Annotated in this window: 16 protein-coding genes; 13 read left to right on the forward strand and 3 right to left on the reverse strand. The window is 55.2% G+C overall.

Features of this window, described 5'->3' with window-relative positions:
* The first annotated feature begins 82 nt into the window (after nucleotides 1–82).
* The 6 genes from sucC (at nucleotide 83) to rluB (ending at nucleotide 6,041) form a co-directional block, all read left to right on the forward strand.
* Complete coding sequence (sucC, locus tag QVZ43_RS09925; protein ID WP_223795572.1) at nucleotides 83–1,249, forward strand: ADP-forming succinate--CoA ligase subunit beta; 1,167 nt, start codon at nucleotides 83–85, stop codon at nucleotides 1,247–1,249.
* Complete coding sequence (gene sucD, locus QVZ43_RS09930; protein WP_223795573.1) at nucleotides 1,249–2,121, forward strand: succinate--CoA ligase subunit alpha; 873 nt, start codon at nucleotides 1,249–1,251, stop codon at nucleotides 2,119–2,121. Before sucC ends, sucD begins: the two co-directional genes overlap by 1 nt.
* 115 nt (nucleotides 2,122–2,236) lie before the next feature.
* A complete protein-coding gene (locus tag QVZ43_RS09935; RefSeq protein WP_223795574.1) occupies nucleotides 2,237–3,451 on the forward strand; it encodes a tryptophan--tRNA ligase in 1,215 nt (404 codons plus the stop codon).
* A 48-nt stretch (nucleotides 3,452–3,499) separates the two neighbouring features.
* Entirely contained in the window at nucleotides 3,500–4,333 is an 834-nt protein-coding gene (locus QVZ43_RS09940; RefSeq protein ID WP_302909808.1) for a segregation and condensation protein A, read from the forward strand.
* A gap of 50 nt (nucleotides 4,334–4,383) precedes the next feature.
* On the forward strand, nucleotides 4,384–5,016 hold the full coding sequence (scpB, locus tag QVZ43_RS09945; protein WP_302909809.1) for an SMC-Scp complex subunit ScpB: 633 nt from the start codon (nucleotides 4,384–4,386) through the stop codon (nucleotides 5,014–5,016).
* A gap of 41 nt (nucleotides 5,017–5,057) precedes the next feature.
* Nucleotides 5,058–6,041, forward strand: coding sequence for a 23S rRNA pseudouridine(2605) synthase RluB (gene rluB / locus QVZ43_RS09950; RefSeq protein WP_302909810.1), 984 nt, complete (start codon nucleotides 5,058–5,060; stop codon nucleotides 6,039–6,041).
* 36 nt (nucleotides 6,042–6,077) lie between these two features.
* On the opposite strand, the gene QVZ43_RS09955 is transcribed toward rluB, so the two are convergent.
* Nucleotides 6,078–6,629, reverse strand: a complete 552-nt coding sequence (locus QVZ43_RS09955; protein WP_302909811.1) for a diguanylate cyclase — start codon at nucleotides 6,627–6,629, stop codon at nucleotides 6,078–6,080.
* A 42-nt stretch (nucleotides 6,630–6,671) separates the two neighbouring features.
* Between QVZ43_RS09955 and QVZ43_RS09960 the strand changes: the two genes are divergently transcribed.
* The 5 genes from QVZ43_RS09960 to QVZ43_RS09980 all read left to right on the forward strand — a co-directional run bounded on the left by QVZ43_RS09960 (nucleotide 6,672) and on the right by QVZ43_RS09980 (nucleotide 17,118).
* Nucleotides 6,672–7,355, forward strand: a complete 684-nt coding sequence (locus QVZ43_RS09960; protein WP_302909812.1) for a GntR family transcriptional regulator — start codon at nucleotides 6,672–6,674, stop codon at nucleotides 7,353–7,355.
* Nucleotide 7,356: 1 nt separating this feature from the next.
* Nucleotides 7,357–10,857 carry a chromosome segregation protein SMC gene (gene smc / locus QVZ43_RS09965; protein ID WP_302909813.1) on the forward strand — a complete coding sequence of 1,167 codons (3,501 nt, stop codon included), beginning with the start codon at nucleotides 7,357–7,359 and terminating at the stop codon, nucleotides 10,855–10,857.
* A gap of 124 nt (nucleotides 10,858–10,981) precedes the next feature.
* Nucleotides 10,982–12,028, forward strand: a complete 1,047-nt coding sequence (gene zipA / locus QVZ43_RS09970) for a cell division protein ZipA (RefSeq protein ID WP_302909814.1) — start codon at nucleotides 10,982–10,984, stop codon at nucleotides 12,026–12,028.
* A gap of 74 nt (nucleotides 12,029–12,102) precedes the next feature.
* Nucleotides 12,103–14,136, forward strand: coding sequence for an NAD-dependent DNA ligase LigA (gene ligA, locus QVZ43_RS09975; RefSeq protein WP_302909815.1), 2,034 nt, complete (start codon nucleotides 12,103–12,105; stop codon nucleotides 14,134–14,136).
* 192 nt (nucleotides 14,137–14,328) lie between these two features.
* A complete protein-coding gene (locus tag QVZ43_RS09980; protein WP_302909816.1) occupies nucleotides 14,329–17,118 on the forward strand; it encodes a hypothetical protein in 2,790 nt (929 codons plus the stop codon).
* A gap of 211 nt (nucleotides 17,119–17,329) precedes the next feature.
* On the opposite strand, the gene mnmC is transcribed toward QVZ43_RS09980, so the two are convergent.
* Together mnmC and QVZ43_RS09990 are read right to left on the reverse strand one after the other, a co-directional pair.
* Nucleotides 17,330–19,207: a bifunctional tRNA (5-methylaminomethyl-2-thiouridine)(34)-methyltransferase MnmC2/FAD-dependent 5-carboxymethylaminomethyl-2-thiouridine(34) oxidoreductase MnmC1 gene (gene mnmC / locus QVZ43_RS09985; protein WP_302909817.1), complete on the reverse strand. Its 1,878-nt coding sequence runs from the start codon at nucleotides 19,205–19,207 to the stop codon at nucleotides 17,330–17,332.
* 4 nt (nucleotides 19,208–19,211) lie between these two features.
* Nucleotides 19,212–19,787, reverse strand: a complete 576-nt coding sequence (locus QVZ43_RS09990; protein ID WP_478219529.1) for a peptidylprolyl isomerase — start codon at nucleotides 19,785–19,787, stop codon at nucleotides 19,212–19,214.
* A 194-nt stretch (nucleotides 19,788–19,981) separates the two neighbouring features.
* Here QVZ43_RS09990 and QVZ43_RS09995 point away from each other — a divergent pair, with 194 nt between their 5' ends.
* Nucleotides 19,982–20,131 (forward strand): hypothetical protein, encoded by a 150-nt coding sequence (locus tag QVZ43_RS09995; RefSeq protein ID WP_302909819.1) that lies wholly within the window; start codon nucleotides 19,982–19,984, stop codon nucleotides 20,129–20,131.
* A 163-nt stretch (nucleotides 20,132–20,294) separates the two neighbouring features.
* Nucleotides 20,295–21,125, forward strand: coding sequence for a CheR family methyltransferase (locus tag QVZ43_RS10000; RefSeq protein WP_302909820.1), 831 nt, complete (start codon nucleotides 20,295–20,297; stop codon nucleotides 21,123–21,125).
* The last annotated feature ends 3 nt before the right edge of the window (nucleotides 21,126–21,128 follow it).

Consider the following 21,128-nt stretch of genomic DNA (forward strand, 5'->3'; position numbering starts at 1 on the left):
ACTAGCCGCTCCGGACGACGGAGTGTGCGCGGGTTCATTTTCCGTATGTGGTTATCCTCCATCAGAAAGCGGGACATTAACTATGAATTTGCATGAATATCAGGGCAAGCAGCTGTTCGCTGAGTACGGCCTGCCCGTATCCAAGGGCATTGCCTGTGATACCCCTAAAGAAGCCGTTGCAGCGGCGGACGAAATCGGCGGTGACGGCTGGGTTGTAAAAGCTCAGGTTCACGCAGGTGGTCGCGGTAAGGCCGGCGGTGTAAAGCTGGTCAAGAGCAAAGACGAGATCCGCGAGTTTGCTGAGAAGTGGCTGGGTAACAACCTGGTGACTTACCAGACTGACGAGAACGGCCAGCCGGTAAGCAAGATTCTGGTTGAATCCCTTACTGACATTGATCAGGAACTGTACCTGGGTGCCGTGGTTGACCGTGGCAGCCGTCGCGTCGTATTCATGGCGTCCACCGAGGGCGGCGTTGAAATCGAAAAGGTTGCTGAAGAAACTCCGGAGAAGATCCTCAAGGCCGAGATCGACCCGCTGGTTGGCGCGCAGCCGTACCAGGGGCGAGAGCTGGCGTTCAAGCTGGGTCTGGAAGGTAAGCAAATCGGTCAGTTCACCAAGATTTTCCTGGGTCTGGCCAAACTGTTCGAAGAGTGCGACCTGGCGCTGGTAGAAATCAACCCGCTGGTTATCACTCCGGCTGGCGATCTGCACTGTCTGGACGCGAAAGTAGGTGTCGATGGTAACGCCCTGTACCGCCAGAAGAAAATCCATGAGATGCACGATCCGTCTCAGGAAGATTCTCGTGAAGCCGAAGCAGCCAAGTGGGAACTGAACTACGTGGCGCTGGAAGGCAACATCGGTTGTATGGTTAATGGCGCTGGTCTGGCCATGGGCACCATGGACATCATCAAGCTGTCCGGTGGCCAGCCTGCAAACTTCCTCGACGTTGGCGGCGGCGCGACCAAAGAGCGTGTTTCCGAAGCGTTCAAGATTATCCTGTCTGACGACAATGTACAGGCTGTTCTGGTTAACATTTTCGGTGGTATCGTTCGCTGCGACATGATCGCAGAGGGCATCATCGGTGCTGTTAAGGAAGTGGGCGTAAAAGTACCTGTTGTGGTTCGTCTGGAAGGTAACAACGCTGAGTTGGGTACCAAGGTGCTGGCAGAAAGCGGCCTGAACATCATCGCCGCCACCAGCCTTTCCGATGCCGCAGAGCAAGTCGTTAAAGCCGCAGGGGGTAAGTAATGAGCATCCTGATCAATAAAGACACCAAGGTTATCTGTCAGGGCTTTACCGGCTCTCAGGGCACCTTCCATTCCGAACAGGCCATTGAATACGGCACCAAGATGGTTGGCGGTGTCAGCCCGGGCAAGGGTGGTACCGAGCACCTTGGTCTGCCGGTTTTCAATACCGTTCGCGAAGCGGTCGAAGCAACTGGTGCTGAAGCGACCGTTATCTACGTGCCGGCTCCGTTCTGTAAGGACGCCATCATTGAAGCTGCGGACGCTGGTATCCAGCTGATCGTGTGCATCACTGAAGGCATCCCGACCATCGACATGCTGTACGCCAAAGAATACGTTGATCGTAAAGGTGTTCGCATGATCGGGCCGAACTGCCCGGGTCTCATCACTCCGGATGAGTGCAAGATCGGCATCATGCCTGGCCACATCCACAAGAAGGGCAAGGTGGGCATCGTCTCCCGCTCCGGCACCCTGACTTACGAAGCGGTCAAGCAGACCACTGACTTTGGCTACGGCCAGTCCACCTGTGTGGGTATTGGTGGTGACCCGATCCCGGGTTCCAACTTCATCGACATTCTGAAGCTCCTTCAGGAAGATCCGGAAACCGAAGCCATCGTGATGATTGGTGAAATCGGCGGTACCGCTGAGGAAGAAGCCGCAGCGTTCATCAAGGACAACGTAACCAAGCCGGTTGTGTCCTACATCGCTGGTGTGACTGCACCTCCGGGCAAGCGTATGGGTCATGCTGGCGCCATCATTGCTGGCGGTAAGGGCACTGCAGACGACAAGTTTGCCGCTCTGGAAGCCGCGGGCGTGAAAACCGTTCGCAGCCTGGCCGATATCGGCAAGGCGTTGAAAGAGGCGACCGGCTGGTAAGCCTGACCCTTTGAAAAGCCCCCGTTTCTGCACTGCAGGGCGGGGGTTTTTTATTTATAATGCCTGACCGCCTGATTTATTATGGCGTTCCCAAACAAATTAAGGAGTTCGTGCTTTGAGTTCTGTAGATTCCCAGCAACGAGTTTTGTCCGGAATGCGTCCTACCGGCAAGCTACACCTAGGCCACTACCACGGTGTGCTGAAAAACTGGGTTAAACTCCAGCACGAGTTCGAGTGCTTTTTCTTTGTGGCGGACTGGCACGCGCTGACTACCGACTACGAAGATCCGAGTAAAATTGAGCAGAGCACCTGGGACATGGTGATTGATTGGCTTGCAGCCGGGGTTAACCCGGGCTCCTCAACCATGTTTATCCAGTCTCAGGTTCCCGAGCACGCTGAATTACATCTCCTGTTGTCGATGATTACCCCCTTGGGTTGGCTTGAACGCGTGCCCACCTTCAAGGACCAGCAGGAAAAGCTTCGTGAAAAGGACCTGGCGACCTACGGTTTCCTTGGCTACCCGTTGCTGCAGTCGGCCGACATTCTGATCTATCGGGCCGGAAAGGTTCCCGTTGGGGCGGACCAGGTTTCTCATGTCGAGATCACTCGTGAAATCGCACGCCGGTTCAACCATATCTATGGTCGTGAGCCCGGTTTCGAGGAGCAGGCCGAGGGTGCCATCGTCAAGATGGGGAAGAAGAACGCCAAACTATACCGTACGTTGAAAAAGCGTTATCAGGAGGAGGGCGATCTGGAAGCTCTCGAAACGGCAAGGGCTCTGTTGAAAGAGCAGCAGAACATCTCCCTTGGCGATCGCGAGCGTCTGTATGGCTATATCGAGGGTGGTGGCAAGGTCATCCTGCCGGAGCCTCAGCCGTTGCTGACGCCGGAGTCCAAGATGCCGGGCCTGGATGGCCAGAAGATGTCCAAGTCCTATAACAACACCATCGGATTGCGCGAAGAGCCAGATACCGTGGTCCAGAAAATACGGACCATGCAGACTGATCCGCAGCGCGTTCGCAGAACCGACCCGGGCGAACCCGAAAAGTGCCCGGTTTGGGAAATGCACAAGATCTACTCCGACGCTGAGACCCGTGAATGGGTGCAGAATGGCTGTCGCAGCGCTGGTATTGGGTGCCTGGACTGCAAAAAGCCCGTGATGGACGCCATTGTGGAAGAACAGCGTCCTCTGCACGAACGTGCGCGAGAGTATGAAAGCAACCCGGATCTGGTGCACTCTATCCTTCAGGAAGGGCGGGAGCATGCCAGAGATGCTGCCCGGGATACCCTGGAAGAGGTCCGCGAGGCCATGGGCCTGCAATACCGGTGATTCGAATTACCGTTAACCGCTGGATCTGATTGTCTCAAGGGTGGGTTCATGACCGAAGATACGACCAGTGTTGCTGTACTGGGCGCCCCGGCAGCCTCTGATGAAGCTGAGCCGTTGGCTCGGGTATCGGGCAAGCCGGTCATTGATCTGCCCAAGGATCTTTACATTCCGCCAGACGCTCTCGCGGTGTTTCTTGAGGCCTTTGAAGGGCCCCTGGACCTGCTGCTGTACCTGATCCGGCGCCAGAATATGAATATTCTGGATATCGACGTCAGTGAAATTACCCGCCAATACATGGATTACATTACCGCGGTTGAAGCCATGCGTTTTGAGTTGGCCGCGGAGTATCTTGTGATGGCGGCAACTTTGGCGGAGATTAAGTCCCGGATGCTCCTGCCGCGGCAGGAAAGTGAGGACGAAGACGAGGTGGATCCTCGGGCCGAACTGATCCGGCGACTGCAGCAGTATGAGCGTTTCAAGAAGGCCGCTGAAGATATTGATGAACTGCCCCGGCTTGAGCGGGATAACCATCTGGCGTCCGCGTCATTGCCCAAGCTTCCTTCAACCCAGCCTCATCCCGACGTCGACCTGAAGGAAATGCTGCTGGCACTGCAGGGTGTGCTGCGGCGGGCTGACCTGTTTACCAGTCATCAGGTTGAGCGCGAAAAGCTATCCACTCGGGAGCGCATGTCGACCATTTTGTCCGTGCTTCAGGGCGACAAGTTCGTCACGTTTGAAAGCCTTTTTACCCCGGAAGAGGGGCGCCTTGGCGTGGTTGTTACGTTTCTCGCAACGCTGGAACTCGTCAAGGAACAACTTGTGGAAGTGGTCCAGGGTGAAGTTCTGGGTCCTATCCATATTCGGGCCCGTGCCGCCAGTTAGGTTAAGGCCTGGCCCTGTGCCGTCCACTCATACATCACGTTTGACTGCTTATGAATGATGAACAACTTCGCCGAATCCAGGCCATCACCGAAGCCGCGCTTCTCGCTGCGGGGAAACCCCTGAGTCTTGACCAGCTTCGAGAACTGTTCTCGGAGGAGGAGCGACCGGCCCGGCAAGTAATGGAGCATGTTTTGATGATGCTCGAAAGCGCATGTGAGGGGCGGGGGTTTGAGTTGAAAAAGGTGGCGAGTGGTTACCGCATTCAGGTCAGGGAAGAGTTTGCACCCTGGGTTGGCCGGTTGTTTGAAGAAAAGCCGCAACGCTATTCGCGGGCCCTGCTGGAAACGCTAGCCCTCATTGCCTATCGGCAGCCCATTACACGGGGTGAAATTGAAGACATTCGTGGTGTCACGGTAAGCAGCAATATCATTCGTACGTTACTTGAGCGAGAGTGGGTGCGCGTGGTCGGCCATCGGGATGTTCCGGGACGCCCGGCGATGTACGCGACGACCAAGCAGTTTCTGGACTACTTTAATCTCACGGGACTGGATCAGTTGCCGCTGTTGTCGGAGGTCCGGGATCTCGAAGAAATTGGTCGTGAGATTGAGAAGAACATTCAGGCCGAAATCGACTTCAGTTCTGCCAAGTCGGACGACAATACGGACCAGCAGACCGTTCATTAACGCCATTCATTCCAAACCCCGGAAGGCTTCAAGGATCATATATGTCATCAGAGCAGCCGAAGCACGGCAAACACGCGGGCCGCGACACATCATCCGGTGACGGCGGACCGGAGCGTATCCAGAAGCTCCTGGCGCGTGCCGGTGTGGGTTCCCGACGGGAAATCGAGGGCTGGATGTCGCAGGGGCGCTTGATGGTCAACGGTCAGCCGGTGGCCCCGGGCCAGAAGGCGACGGTGGATGACCGTTTTGAGCTTGATGGCAAGCGCCTCGAAGTATCCTCGGCCGCGGAGGTTGTACGTCGTGTGCTGATTTACAACAAGCCGGAGGGGGAAGTGACGAGCCGAAAGGACCCGGAAGGGCGGCCTACGGTGTTTGATCGACTGCCTCGGCTGAAGGAGCAGCGCTGGGTATCCATTGGTCGGCTGGACATCAACACAACCGGTCTGGTGCTGTTCACCACGGATGGAGAGCTGGCCAATCGCCTAATGCATCCATCCAACGAAATCGATCGAGAGTACGCGGTTCGTGTTTTCGGTGAAGTGGACGACGCCATGATTGAACGCCTGCTTGAGGGCGTGCTCCTCGATGACGGTATGGCCAAGTTTACCGATGTTTCCCCGGCTGGCGGCAGCGGAATGAACCGGTGGTTTCATGTCACCTTGCTTGAAGGGCGTAATCGTGAGGTTCGGCGCCTGTGGGAATCCCAGGGAGTGAGAGTGAGCCGGCTGAAACGTGTCCGCTATGGGCCGATATTCTTACCCAGCCGCCTGACACTGGGCAAATGGGAAGAGCTGGATCAGAAGGGGGTTGATGCCTTGAGTCGGGCGGTGGGCTTGCCGCCGGTAGCGATTCCTGCAAAAACCCCAAATGAGAAGGCCGCGCATGACCGTCAGCGTCGCAAGAGTCCAGGGCTACGGAATAAAAAGCCGAAAGCCGGACGGTGGGACGTCAGTGATGCCGCCCCGGACCGCTCCGAGCGGCAGCGGCCCTCAGGAAAAGGGCGCACTTCCCGCAAGCCACGCTAGCCCGGCAGGGCTGGTTAGCCGATCGACGGAAAGGTTTCAGTATTGTTCCGGCCGTTCCGTTTGGCCTGATTGAGCGCTTCGTCGGCCCGGGCAATCCACTGCTCGGGCTGCTTTACCTTGAGATGAATTGCCACTCTTCATCTGGCGGTTACCGAATTGCACTCGCCACCAAACTCCACCGCGATGTTCCCGATGGGCAGCCGAGGTCGTTCGGCAGCATCGCACGTCCTGCTCAAGGTACTCTCCAACACAACGCAGCAGATGGTCGCCGGCAACGTGGCCAACGGTGTCGTTGATTTGCTTGACGTAGTTAATCTCGACAAGTAACAGCGAATAGGCGTCTTCAGGCATCTTCTGGCGCTGGCTGATGATTAGGGTTGCCCAGCATTCGCCCTCCAGACTCAGCCGGTATTCACAGAGGTTGCGCCCAAAAAAAATAGGTCTGCAAAGGTCTTGTTGCAGCGCTTTGGAAGTTTCAGGGTGTGGCGTCAAAATTTCGGCACCAATTTGCCGGCCGAAGCGGTGTATAAACGTAAAATCTACGCTGAGGGGATTGGGCGGCGCAGTCGCTGTGGTAAACTCCTGCACTTGTGTGTCGTGTCCTAATCTAAGAAGTCACTAGGGAAACGTATGAGGTTTCAGGCCCCGGAAAGTCTATCTGAACAAATCGCCCAGCATCTTGGCCACAGGATCACTACCCGGGATCTCAAGCCGGGTGAGCGGATTCAGGAGCTTAAGGTGTCCGGGGAACTCAACGTTAGCCGGGGCTCTGTGCGCGAAGCGTTGCTCATCCTCGAACGCCGGCACCTTGTCGAAATCTTTCCCCGTCGTGGTGCTGTGGTGTCCGATCTGACGCCGGAGCGTGTCAACAGCCTTTACGATATCTATATCAATCTACTGGTGATGCTGGGCACCAAGGTAATGGAACGCTGGTCCGGTGAGAATCTGACCGGGGTGGTTGCCCAGGTCAAGCAGATACAATCGGCCTTGGACGGTGTTTCAACGAACAGTTCCGACGCCCCAGAAAAGGTGATGGAGGCCGGGTTTGACCTGATGAGGTACGCCTATGGCCTGGTTGAAAACCCTTTTCTTGAGGAAACCCTGGAAAATTTCAGGCCTGCGATCAGTCGTACCTACTATGTGGCACTCAAGCACTTCCGCGACGGCTTTGGTGAGACCGAAAGGTTTTTCACCGAGCTTGCAGAAGCCATCGTCTCAAACGATTCGGACCGTCTGCAGCGAGCCATCAAGACGTTTGGTGAGCATCAGCGCCATCAGGTCCTGAGTATCCTAGAGGAAGAGGCGTCCAGCTGATATGCGGCTCAAGTCCATCAAGCTCGCCGGATTCAAGTCCTTCGTTGATCCGACCACGGTGCCTTTTCCGTCCAACATGACGGCGGTAGTCGGCCCCAATGGCTGTGGCAAATCCAACATCATCGATGCCGTGCGTTGGGTTATGGGCGAAAGCTCTGCAAAGTACCTTCGTGGTGAGTCCATGACGGACGTCATCTTCAACGGCTCCAGTGCCCGAAAGCCTGTTGGACAGGCTTCGATCGAACTGGTTTTCGATAACAGCGATGGAACTGCGCCCGGCGAATTCGCCCAGTTTAACGAGATTTCCGTTCGAAGAAGGGTGTCCCGGGAAGGGCAGTCTGAGTATTTCCTGAACGGTTCCAAGTGTCGACGCCGCGACATTACCGACCTGTTTCTGGGAACCGGTCTCGGGCCGCGAAGTTACGCGATTATCGAGCAGGGCATGATTTCCAGGCTCATCGAAGCGAAGCCGGAGGAATTGCGGGTCTATATCGAAGAAGCGGCGGGAATTTCGAAATACAAGGAACGTCGTAAAGAAACCGAAAACCGGATTCGTCGTACCCAGGAAAACCTTGAGCGCCTGACCGACTTGCGTGAAGAACTGGGGAGACAGCTTCAGCACCTGGAACGCCAGGCTGCAGCTGCCGAAAAGTACAAGGCCTACAAGCAGGAAGAGCGACAGAAGAAAGCGGAACTGACGGTTCTCCGCTGGCAGTCTCTGGACAACGACCTTCAAAATTGGCGGGAGAAAATCCGCGATACGGAACTGGAACTTGAAAAGTTTCTGACCGAAAGGGTGAATCTGGAAACGTCGCTGGAAAACCTCCGGGAAGACCATCACGATCGCACCGAACACTTTAACAAGGCGCAGGCCCGGTACTACGAGGCCGGAGCCGACATAGCACGAATTGAGCAGAGCCTGGAGCACCAGCGTGAGCGTAGCCGGCAGACAGCCGCCGAGCTGGATCAGGCTCTGGCGAGCGAGCGGGAGCTGGCCCGGGAGCTGAGCCAGGACGAACAAAAACTGGAAGGCATCCAGGAAGAGCTGGATATGCTGGAGCCGGAGCTGGAATCCCTGTCTGTCCGTTCCGAGGAGTCTGGTGAGAAACTGCACATGGCGGAAGAGGCCATGGCTGACTGGCAGCAGACCTGGGAAGACTTTAGCAGCCGTTCCTCGGATGCGCGCCGCGAAGCTGAGTTGGCGCAATCCCGTATCCGCTCCGTTGAGGATGCCATCGAGCAGTTGCGGACGCGAAAACAAAGGCTTGAGGATGAGCGGGAGCTTCTGGACGGCCAGGTGGATCGGGCTGAACTGGAAGAGCTGCTTGAACAACAGGAAACCTTGGAGCTGCGGCGGGAAGAGGCCCTGGAACGAATCAATTCGATTCAGGATGACCTTTACGAAGCCCGTCAAAGCCAGAAGGATGCGACTCAGAAAGCGGCGGATGAACGTCAGCAGGTACAGAGCCTGAGGGCGTCCCTGGAGTCCCAGGAATCCCTTCTCGAAGAGCAGCTTGGTGGCCAGGACGATGCTCTGCAGAACTGGCTGGCGGAGCAGGGGCTGAATGATGCCCCGCGTTTGGCAGGCCTCTTGCGCATTGAGGACGGCTGGGAGTTTGCCGTTGAGCAGGTCATTGGCCGCCTATCTCAGGCTGTGACACTGGATGGTCTCGATGGGCACGTAAGCTCACTTGCTACCGCACCCAAAGGGTTAGCTCTGGTAAGCAACGAAAGCAATCCGCCTGTATCTGTGAACACAGAATCACTCGCGTCCAAGGTTTCCGGCGTGGATGCACTTGCACCCCTTCTTTCGGGTATCCGGGGCGTAGTCGATATGGACCAGGCACTGGCGGCACGTGTAGGCCTTGCGGCTGGCGAGAGCCTTATCACTCCTGCTGGAGAATGGGTGGCACGGGATTGGGTGTTGATGCCGAACTCCGATGCAGGCCATGTTGGTGTTATTGAGCGGCAGAAGAAAGTCAGCGAACTGGCAGCACAGCTTGAAAATGCCGAGGAAGCTTTGCAGGCCGCGAACGAGCAGTTGGAGCTCTGTCAGCAGCGAGCAGAAAGGGCTGAGGCGGGCCGGGAAGACGCGCAGGCCAGCCTGACGGATGCAGAACGTGACCTGAGCAATCTCGGCTCACGAATCAGCGGCCTGAAGGCGAGGGCAGAGCAGATTGATGCCCGGTTGCAGCGTATCGGCGAGGATTTGTCGGATGTGTCCGTAAGTCTCGAGGAGCAACAGGAGATTCTCCTTCAGGCGCGGGAAGAGTGGCAGCAGGCGTTATCCTCCTCCGAAGACAGTGATGAGGAAAAAGAACGTTTGCTTGAGCAGCGGGACCGTTTCCGCGAGGATCTGGATCGTCTCAGACAGGAGGCCAGACATGACAGAGACCATGCTCATCAGCTTCAGTTGCAGCGCCAGTCACTGACCAGCCAGCGGGACGGCCTGCGCCAGACTCTTGAGCGCATGCACATGCAAAAAGAGCGTAATCAGGAACGCCTCGAGATTCTTCGTGAGACCCGAGAAAGCGTCGAGGAGCCTATCGAGGATCTTCAGATGCAGCTTGAGGGGCTTCTGGACCGGCGTCTTGCTGAGGAAGAAAAGCTTGGCGCCGCCCGGGATGCGCTGGAAGAGATTGATCGCAAGGTCCGCGATATCGAGCAAGGCCGGGCCCGAATTGACCATGTGATCCAGGACGTCCGGTCCAGTCTCGAAAAACTGAAAATGGAATCCCAGGCCCTGGAAATTCGCTCGGGCAACCAGATCGAACAGCTTCAGGAGCTGGACGTGAAGCTGCAGGAGGTTCTGGCTCAATTACCTGAAGGTGCGAACGAGAAAGACTGGTCCGAGGAACTGGAGAGGATAGGCAATCGGATTCAGCGTTTGGGTGCCATTAATCTGGCAGCGATCGAAGAGTACCAGGTGCAAAGTGAGCGCAAGACCTATCTGGATAGCCAGAACGACGACCTGATCGAGGCCCTGGAAACTCTGGAAAACGCCATTCGCAAGATCGACCGGGAGACCCGGCAGCGATTCAAGGAAACCTTCGATCAGATCAACGGAGGCCTTCAGGCCCTGTTTCCGAAGGTGTTCGGCGGTGGTAATGCCTATCTTGAGCTAACGGGTGAAGACCTGCTGGAAACCGGTGTTGCTATCATGGCGCGGCCACCCGGAAAAAAGAACAGCACGATTCACTTGTTGTCCGGTGGTGAAAAGGCCCTGACCGCGATTGCCCTGGTGTTTTCGATTTTCCAGCTCAATCCGGCGCCATTCTGCATGCTGGACGAGGTAGATGCACCATTGGACGATGCCAACGTTGGCCGGTATGCCAACATGGTGAAGGAGATGTCCAGGCAGGTTCAGTTTATTTATATCACCCATAACAAGATCGCTATGGAGATGGCCGACAAGTTGATGGGTGTCACCATGCACGAACCGGGATGCTCCCGATTGGTGTCGGTCGATGTGGAAGAGGCCGCAGCCCTGGCCGAGGCGTGATCCGGCTGGGGGAATTTGGTTAAGGATGACAATAACGCCATCTGGCCCCGGTGTGCGTTGTATTCATGACGGGCTTTTTTTAGAGTAATAAAGTAACCCGAGCCGCAAACAGGACAGCTCCACTATGTCACTAAGGGAATGGTTATTTGCCATCGGCGCCCTCTTGATCATCGGTATTGTCATTGACGGAATTCGTCGTGTCCGTAGGGCGCGCAAGGATTCGATGGCCATTTCATCCGGAATGGGCGTGGATGAGCTTCAGGAGTCGCCACTGGATGAGGATTACAACCCGGAGTTGCCCAATGGCGGCGCCCGAACAATCTCCCGGGAGACGCTGGAAGAGCGGGGCTATGTAAAGCGGGAACGTTCCAACCGGTTTGGTACCCCCAAACCCAAACCAACCCGTCCGGTGGTTGGCGCAGCGAATCCTGCCGAAGAGACGCCCGATATCGTGTCCGATGGCGACTGGGAGAGTGGGTTTTCGAGCCGCGATGACCTGGTGGATGAGCCCGAGGCCGGCTGGAGCGCCATAGACGATTCCGCGGTTGATGATGAATCTGTGAGTGAGCCAAGGGTGGTTGATCGTGAGCCGGAGCCCACAATTGACGAAGAGCCAGTGAGTGCTGCCGGGGAGCAGGAACCACCCACGGTGACTGAGGTGGAGGAGGATACCGCTCGCCGAGAACCCGCCGCCGGGCCAAAAGAAGGTCGTCCTCTTGCCGGAGCGAACCGGCCCGAAGCACGGGAGGTTATTGTCATTAACGTACTGGCAAGGGATAACGCAGAATTCAAGGGGCCGGACCTGAAGAAACTTTTTGAGGCTTGTGGCCTGGAATACGGCGATATGGATATTTATCATCGTCATGAAGCGGCAGATACCACGAGCCCGGTTCAGTTCAGTGTTGCCAGTGCCGTGGAACCTGGAACGTTCAAACCTGGGGATATTCCGGCTCTTTCAACTCCCGGAATCAGCTTTTTCATGAGCATGCCCGGCCCGAATAATGCGCTTCAGGCCTTTGATTTTATGCTGGAAACCGCTCAGTGTGTTGTTCGAAATCTGGGTGGTGAGCTGAAAGATGAACGGCGCAGCGTCATGACTCCGCAAACGGTGGAGCATTGCCGCCAGAGAATTCGGGAATTTGAGCGAAAGCAGCGCTCACAACCGGTCTGAGCGCCCGCCGGATAACTGAGAATGGATGCCCGGATTGTTCCGGGCATTTTTTTTACCAACGAGAGTGACAGTTCATGAGCAAAGTCACGCCCGCCGTTATCACGCGTGTCGAGGAACTGCGGTCCCTGATCGAGGACCACAATCATCAATACTACGTGCTGGATGATCCGCGCATCCCGGATAGCGAGTACGATCGCCTGTTCCGGGAGTTGCAGGGGCTGGAGGCAGACTATCCGGAACTGGCAACCGCTGATTCCCCCACACGCAGGGTCGGAAGTCGAACGGATACCAGTTTTGCGGAAGTCGTGCACCGAATTCCCATGCTTTCGCTGGATAACGCGTTCAGTGAGGAAGAGTATCGGGACTTTGACCGCCGGGTGAGGGCCAGGCTCGGGACGGAGGATGATGTTGAGTACGTCTGCGAGCCCAAGCTTGATGGCCTCGCGGTCAGTTTGACCTATGAAAACGGGGTGCTGATAACGGCGGCCACTCGCGGCGATGGTTACGCCGGCGAGGACATCACTGACAATATCCGAACCATACCCTCCGTCCCGCTCAAACTCAGGGGCGGGAGTTTCCCCGATCTGGTGGAAGTGCGCGGGGAAGTCTATATGCCCAAGGTCGGGTTTGAGGCGCTGAACCGGCAGCTGGCTGATCGCGGTGAAAAAACGTTTGTAAACCCGAGAAATGCCGCAGCGGGAAGCCTCAGGCAGAAAAAATCGACCGTGACGGCCAAACGCCCGCTCGAACTCTGTGCCTACAGTGTTGCGGTAACCGATGAGCGATATCTGCCTGAGACACACTGGGATGGTCTTCAGCAGGTCAAGCGCTGGGGTTTCAGGGTTAATCCCGAAATGAGCAGGCTCAAAGGTGTGGAGCGTTGTCTGGAGGCTTATCACCAGCTCCTCGAAAAGCGGGACGCGCTGCCTTATGAGATAGACGGCATCGTGTTCAAGGTCGACAGCCTTGCACTGCAAGAAACCCTGGGATTTGTTTCCAGGGCCCCTCGCTGGGCCATTGCCTTCAAATTCCCGGCCCAGGAAGAGCTCACGGTTATCGAGGATGTTGAATTCCAGGTCGGTCGAACCGGAGCGGTCACTCCGGTAGCGAGGCTCAAGCCTGTTTTTGTTGGTGGGGTGACGGTCAGTAACGCCACGCTGCACAACATGGATGAAATACGCCGGCTGGATGTCCATATCGGCGATACCGTCTTCATCCGGCGTGCCGGAGATGTGATCCCGCAGGTGGTCAAGGTTGTTCCTGAGAAACGGCCCGAGGGGGCTGAAATGGTAGAGCTTCCAAGCCATTGTCCAGTCTGCGACTCGGACGTGATTCAGATTGAAGGCGAAGCGGTCGCCCGCTGCTCTGGAGGACTCTATTGCCCAGCCCAGAGGAAAGAAGCCATTCGACACTACGCATCCCGAAAGGCTCTGGACATTGAAGGACTGGGCGATAAATGGATCGACATCCTCATCAGCAGTGAGCGGGTCAAAACCGTTGCTGACCTTTACCACCTTAGGAAGTCGGACCTTGTATCGCTGGAGCGGATGGGGGAGAAGTCCGCAGGAAACCTGATCGCAGCCATTGACCGTTCAAGGAACCCGGTGCTCTGGCGTTTCCTTTACGCTCTTGGGATTCGGGAAGTGGGTGAGGCTACCGCCAAGGCGCTGGCGTCTCACTTTGGCAGCCTGGAAGCGATTGCAGCTGCGTCAGAAGAGTCTTTGCAGGAAGTCCAAGACGTCGGGCCGATTGTTGCGGGTCACATACATAGTTTCTTTGACCAAGCCCACAATCAGGAAACTCTGGCAGCGCTCAAGGAGGCGGGCGTGAAGTGGCAGGAGGAATCCGTTGCAGTCGGCGACAAACCGTTGCAGGGGCAAACCTGGGTTCTGACCGGAACCTTGTCAGAACTGACTCGTGATCAGGCCAAGGAAAGGCTGGAAAACCTTGGTGCAAAGGTGGCTGGAAGCGTTTCCAAGAAGACGACGACGGTGGTTGCCGGAGAGGCTGCCGGTTCCAAGTTGGCGAAGGCAGAGCGGTTGGGAGTTCCGGTCCTGGACGAGCAGGGGCTGCTCGAACTCCTGAAGGAGCATCGTATTTCTATCTAGGATTTTACAGGGAGTGCCCGGCCATTGGGGCCAACCCACAGGGGGAGGGGTTGGCCTGCGAATCTGAGAACTTGCGCAGATCCAAAAGCTTACAAATTGGCTACCATGGCGTTTGTCTGTAACGGTGTGTAATTGGCTTTCAGGAGAAAGCACCATCACCGCCATAACAAAAACGCCTAAACGGATTTATTCATGCGCGCTGAGAATCTCCCCCGCATTCTGTCCGCCACCCGCGCCGTAGTCGCTCTTTCTATTGTACTGATTCTCATAGGCTGTAAGACCGAAAAGGATCCTGACCCTGTAAGAGTACTTGGTAGCCCGCCAAAAAATGCCTACCTCGGTGTCGAGTATTCCTATAATTTTGGCGCTGACGGTGGTGAGGGCATTCTTGATTATTCGTTGACGAACGCTCCCTCTTGGCTAGCTCTGGAAGATATCAATAACAAGGCTCGACAGGGTGTGATTATGAGGGGGGTGCCGGGCCTGACCGGTGGCAATCGCGGAGAATCCGACCTCGGAACGACTCAGGATATCAACCTGGTTACCACAGATGGCCAAGCCGTGGGGCTTGAGCCCTTTGATATAAATGTGAAAGTTAATCCTCTGAGTTTGGCGTCCGAAACATTTGTAGAGGGTGAACGGGCTGAACCTCCAGAGGAATTCGAGACCAATCAGTGTGCGATTCCTGATATTAGCCTCAACGGCGAGCACACAATTACCTATAACGAATACGCCAGTGATGGCAGTGTAGTGAGCGTCGAACAGGCTACGCTTCCTACGCGTCCAGTCCTCGTTCGAATTCTTCTCGATCAGCCATCTGTGACTGAAATCAGCGTTGCTTTTTCTCTGGAATCTAATTTTAACGAAAATAATTGTGACACTGATTTTGCGCCTCCTCACCAGCGATGTGATCAATCGGAGTCCAATGAAGACGATGCGGTTATCGGCCGGGATGTAATTGCGCTCGGAAGTGGCAGTCAGCAACTGTTGGGCGACATCGATTATCTGTTCTACGAACCCGATAGTTCAGGTGCTTCCACGTCGGGCGTTGTAACGTTGAGCCCGGGTACCACTGAGTGTTTCATTCGTTTAGAGGTTATCGAGGACGGCTTTCCCGAACGGACAGAAAATTTCACGGTCAGGCTGACCGAAGTCCGCTCAGGGCTTGCGTCCCTGGGTAGAAGAGATACCTATGCAAAGGCCATGTCGATTGAAGACAATGAACCTGTTGTCAGCCTGAAAACGGCCCAAGGAGGTAGCCGAGACACCCTGAATATCGGCCAGTCTAAAGAATTCACTGCGGTACTGACTGGAAAACGCAGTGACGAAATCCGTGCAAAACTCGCCTCCAGAGGTTCGTCCTCAGCAATTATTGGAACCGATTTTTACACCCAGCTGCAGTCTCCCGGTGGAATCTGGGAGGACGCTGATGAAATCGTCTTTCCGGTTGGAACCGACGAGGTTACTTTCCGGGTCCAAATCGAAGATTCAGATTCGTTTTCAAACCTCCTGTCCGACGATAAGTTCGCATTGATCGAGATAGATGCGACTTATCAGGCCGGGCGGCCTAATCATGCGCGAGGTGCCAATGATGCTCCGCTTAGGATTAGTCTGAATGAGCTGACAAGTCCACTGATTGTTAACGGGTTAGGTGCGGAAGAATTTATGCCAACTGACATTTCAGTTGAGCAAAATGGAAATATTTTTGTGGCTGGATATGAGCCCCTGAATGGCGATCGCATCGTTGCCCGTATTTATAGCCGGCAGGGGGAGCTTATTCAGGAGGTCGAAGTGGCTGCGCCAGGAAACGGATTCGTGGCGGATATAAGTAAAGGGCCACTTATTGCTACATCCCAACGGGACGTTAGAGATCCGGTTACAGGGGCAGAAGGGCCCAGGTACGAGTTTGGCGTAGCTTACAACATCAGTTCAGTCGAAACGGATGGAATGGATATTGTAATTTCTAAGTTCATCTTCGACCCAGATAGCAACGGTGGCGAATATACTCGAAGCTGGGAGATAAGTTCCGGTACTACCGGGGATGATGCCGTGCAGGCGATTGACGTCAACTCGGTTGGAAATATCGTCATCGCTGGAGCAACCAATGGCGCTTGGCCGGATCAGGCTTCAGCAGGAAACTTTGATAGTTTCGTGCAAACTATAGACGGAGTGCTTGACGGTAGCGAAGTAACACCACAAGTAAGCTCTACCCGGCAGGTAGGTTATACCGGTGACGAACAGGTTGCCGGCGTGACTGCGGGCGATTCTATTCCCCTTGTGATGGGCTGGAGCTCAAATCTGGAGGGTGGACCAGACGCTATTGGTGAGCCTGGAGGCTTCTCCTACAGCGTCAGTAGCTCTTCCAGCAACGTTACCGTGAATCAGGTTGCCACAGAACTGGGTGATCGTATTGTGTCCGGTGCTTCTTCCAGCTCTGATATTTGGTTCCTCGGAAACGGTCGTACACAGTATCTCTTTGCTGATCGAGGAAATGGAGCCGCACCGTCCTATGAGCGTGAACCTCTGAGCAGCGAAGCCGGCTTCGTCGTGGGGATCTCAAGGTTTGGTAACATAAGAAAAGCATTCTCTTTGAACGATAAGGACGACAGCCAAAGAGATGAATTTAGCGATATCATCCTTTTCAATGGTGACTTGGTCGTGTCCGGGTTAACTGAAGGGCGTTTTAACTCCAGTGCTGAGGTGCTAGGTCAGCACGGAGTCGTTTCCAGGATTTCATTAACGGCAGAACCAGGAGAGGTTGCTGCCACAGATAGTGAAGACACCTCCAGTGGTGATGAGGCGAGCGGGGATGAAACTTCCGGCGAATATAACAGCAGTTGGCGATATCAGTCCTCTTTGAGCGACACAGAAGTCTTATCCCTGGCGAACTATCGTGACGACGAGATTACTGCTCTTGTTCGGTCGTCGAAGGATTGGCAAATATTATTGTTTGGTCCCGAGGGGGATTCGCTAAACCCCTAGCGGTCGTATCGCTCAGGGTAGAAATGCAAAAACGCGTAGACAGTTCTTATTGGTCACAATGCCCGAAGGCTCGGCCGGTCCGGTAATTTCCAGTGCTGCTTCACTATGTTAAGAAAGCATTAGCCGTGCGAGGAGCCTAGCGTCGGTTTCGCGCGTGACGGTAATGTAAGCGGAAAATGCTGACTATTTTTCAGCAAAGATCGTAAAATCTTCACTTTTGCGCGATCAACCTCCGGCTACGCAAACGATAGGCAAGTCTTCCCGGTAAGCATTCTGGGTGCCCAAGTAATCGGTCTGCCAGATATTCGGCTAACAACGGAGCATAGGTCAGCCCTTTGCTTCCCAGCCCTGTTAGCATGAATAAACCAGGTGCGGGTTTATCCTCAGCGGTGTCGTCGACCTTATCAGCAACGGGTTGATAATCATGCGTGGTACAGCGAAACGCCACTCGCCCCTCAAGTTCTTTTGCCAGGGGGCCTTCGTGGTCCTCAAAAAGCGCAGGCGTCATGTCTTTGAGCGCCGACAGATTCTGTTCATGTGATTCGACGGTCGGATTGGGGTTTTCGTCGTGAATATCGAACGTTGCCCCAGTTACGGCCAGGCCCGAATGCCCTGGATTCAGGTATTTTTGTCCGCAAATAACCGCTTTAGGTAGGCTGATTAAGTCCTTCCTGATGTGGGAAACCTGACCCCGAATGCTTTTGAATCTGTACGTGTGACATGAGGGAATGAGCGAGGCTGTCTGATGCCCAGCGCACAGGACCGGTACAGTGCATTTGATCTGGTTTCCGTTTTTAGCGGAAATGATCCAGTGGCGATCTTGAGCGGCCAGGGTTTCGACGGAGAAATTAAACACTCTCTTGATACGCGGATGCTCTGCAAGGGTTGTGCAGAGAGCTCCGGGCCGAAGCCAGCCACTTCCGGGGAACCATAGCCCTCCCGACTGAGTTTTAACACCACACAGTTCAGCTGCTTCTTCCTTGTCTACGGGGCGCAAGATTTCGGGCGGGTAACCATTTCTGGCCAGGAAACGTTGCTGGCGTTGTAGCTCTTCCGGCGAGGATGCCAGCTGGAGCAGGCCCGTCGGGAACCAGAAATTCTTGAAGAATGGCCGGTAATAACGCTGAGCAAAGAGTAATGCGCTGAGAGCCAGCGCCGCTTGATCGTTGAACTCTACACCCAGTTTGACGTAGGTCGCACCCTGCAGATTGCCTGAGGCGCCGGCTCCCGGTCCCTCGGCCTCGTCAACCAGAATAACCTCGGCCCCTCGGTCTGCCAGGGTTCTTGCAAGAAGACACCCAGCAATGCCGGCACCTATGACCGCAATGGGGCCATGGGCTGTGTCATTAACGGGGTTGGAGTCAGAGGCTAAACAGCCGGCCAACATATCCCGTTTGCGACCGAAGCCTGGCTCTTTGCTCATGGCAAAGCCGGCATCAGTCAGCGCCCGGCGAATACGACCCACCGCTGTGAACGTCGCCAACGTGGTACCCGGCTTGCTATGTATGCGAATCAGGTCGATCGCTTCTTCCAGCCACATCTCAGGGTTGAGTGAGGGTGCGAATCCATCAAGAAACCAGGCGTCAGCGTTGAAAGTCAGGTCGTTCCAGGCGTCGAGGATGTCACCGAAATAGAGGGTGAGACGTACACGACCCTCATCGAGGACGAGCCGATGAACCCCACGGACAAGCGGGGGGTAGCTGTCCAGCAACTGTTCTGCGAGTTCCTTGAGTTCCGGCCAGAGCGCCAGCGACTTCTTGAGGTCCGCTACGGTGAGCGGGTAGCGTTCTACGGATACGAAGTGCAGGGTGGCGAAGGGAGCCGGGCCTGAATCCCGCCACGCTTGCCATGCGGCGAGAAAATTCAGGCCGGTACCAAAGCCTGATTCTGCGATCACGAAACTGTCACCGTTCCCGACTTTGCAGAAACGTTCCGGAAGCCCGTTGTGCTTCAAGAATACGTAGCGAGTTTCCTCCAGGCCGTTTTCGCGACTGAAATACACATCACCAAAACGACTGGATTCCGGCACTCCTTCTCGCCATACAATCTCGGCGGGTTCTATTGCCGGGGGAAGAAGTTCGTCTTGCATGGCTTTACTGTTCTGACTCCAATACCGTCACGTTCTCGATCACAACCGGCTCGACTGGAACGTCGGCCATACCACGGGAATAGCCGGTTTCCACATCTGCGATAGCGTCAACAACTTCCATGCCCTCAACCACTTTCCCGAAGACCGCGTAACCGGGACCTCGTACACCAGCATCTAGAAAACTGTTATCCACTTGATTAATGAAAAACTGGGACGTCGCACTGTCCGGAGCACTGGTCCTGGCCATCGAGATCGTTCCGCGGAGATTTTTCAGGGTGGGGCTCGCCTCATTGACGATGGGGGCGCCGGTTTGTTTGCGGGACAGTGCGGTCGTGAAGCCACCACCCTGAATCATGAATCCCGGTATAACCCGATGGAAAATAGTACTGTCGTAAAACCCGTCAGTTACATAAGTCAGAAAATTCTCGACGGTTTCAGGCGCTACATCCGGCCGAAGCTGCAGCACAACAGCGCCAAGGCTTGTGACCATTCTGACTTTTGGCAGAACCTCATCGCCGGATGAATTGTCACTCTGCGCCTGTACTGCAGTGGTCGGAATAAAAGCAACAAACAGAACGATCAGGGCAGCAATGAGTTTCTGGACAGGTCTTACGGAATTCAGCATCTTGACGGCTCTCTATGGGTGGCAACGTTTTTGAGTATACGAACGACGGCATTATCCAGAAAACGGATTTCGGAATCACGATGTTAGCAGATGCTGAGTGGAATTCTCTGGCTCGCCTATATTCGTAGGAAAGTATCCAGCAGCCCCTGATGCACCTTGCTCTTCGCGTCGGTCACCAGCTTGATGGCGTGAATGATTTCCTGTGTGAAAGAAAGGGTCTGTCGTTATACGCTGTTATCAAACTCGATGGTGATTTGGTGGAAGTACCTGATGTAGATAAGATTCTTGCAGAAGTGTGAGCACTGCGAGAAGATGCCTAACAAGAGGTTTTGAGCAGACGATCAGGTGAGGTTAACACCCACCTGCCGGCCCTGGTTGTCGACGGATCGGCTGAACGGGTCATGGACATTGTCGATCAGCGCTGACAGCCGTTTCGGCTTACCGATCCAATACAGAATGTAAATGAAAGCAGACCTTACTCCTCAGGAATACCTGGCGTTCAAAAAATTCCTTCAGGATGCCTGCGGTATCTTACTGGGTGAAAACAAACAATACCTGGCTAAGAGCCGGCTGTGCAGGATCCTTGAAGAGCACAGGTTTGAATCCCTTGGCGCACTGCTGGAAGAGTTGCAGCGTCCCGGGCGAGGGGGGCTGCGTGAGGTGGTCATCGACGCAATGACCACCAATGAAACCCTGTGGTTCCGGGATAATCATCCTTTTCGCATTCTTCAGGACAAGCTTTTACCTGAGTTTGCTGATCGCAAGGGCAATCAACCGCTCAGATTCTGGTCTGCAGCTTGTTCGACCGGGCAGGAGCCTTACTCCGTGGCTATGGCGCTTGAGGAATTTCGCCGCCAGCGACAGGGAACTCTTCGGGATGCCAGAATCACCGCGACAGATATATCCCAAAGCGTTCTGGAAGTGGCGCGCAAGGGCGAGTACGAGATGCTTGCCACGGGGCGGGGAGGGCTCTCCCCGGAGCGCCAAAAGCTGTTTTTTCAGCCTTCACCCAATGGCGGCTGGCAAATCAACGCTCAGCTCAAGAAAATGGTTGAGTTTAAATTACTCAACCTGCTGGATCGTTTCGTACTCGGCAAGTTTGATGTTGTGATGTGCCGTAATGTCCTGATCTATTTTTCCGGGGAACTCAAAAAGGACATTCTCACGCGCATTCACGCCACACTTAACCCCGGAGGCTACCTGATTCTTGGGGCCTCTGAATCGCTCAATGGCCTGTCAGACCTGTACGAAATGGTCCGGTGCCAGCCGGGCATCATCTACCGGAAAAAGTAGGCT

It is taken from the genome of Marinobacter suaedae, from assembly GCF_030519635.1.
Taxonomy (GTDB): Bacteria; Pseudomonadota; Gammaproteobacteria; order Pseudomonadales; family Oleiphilaceae; genus Marinobacter; species Marinobacter suaedae.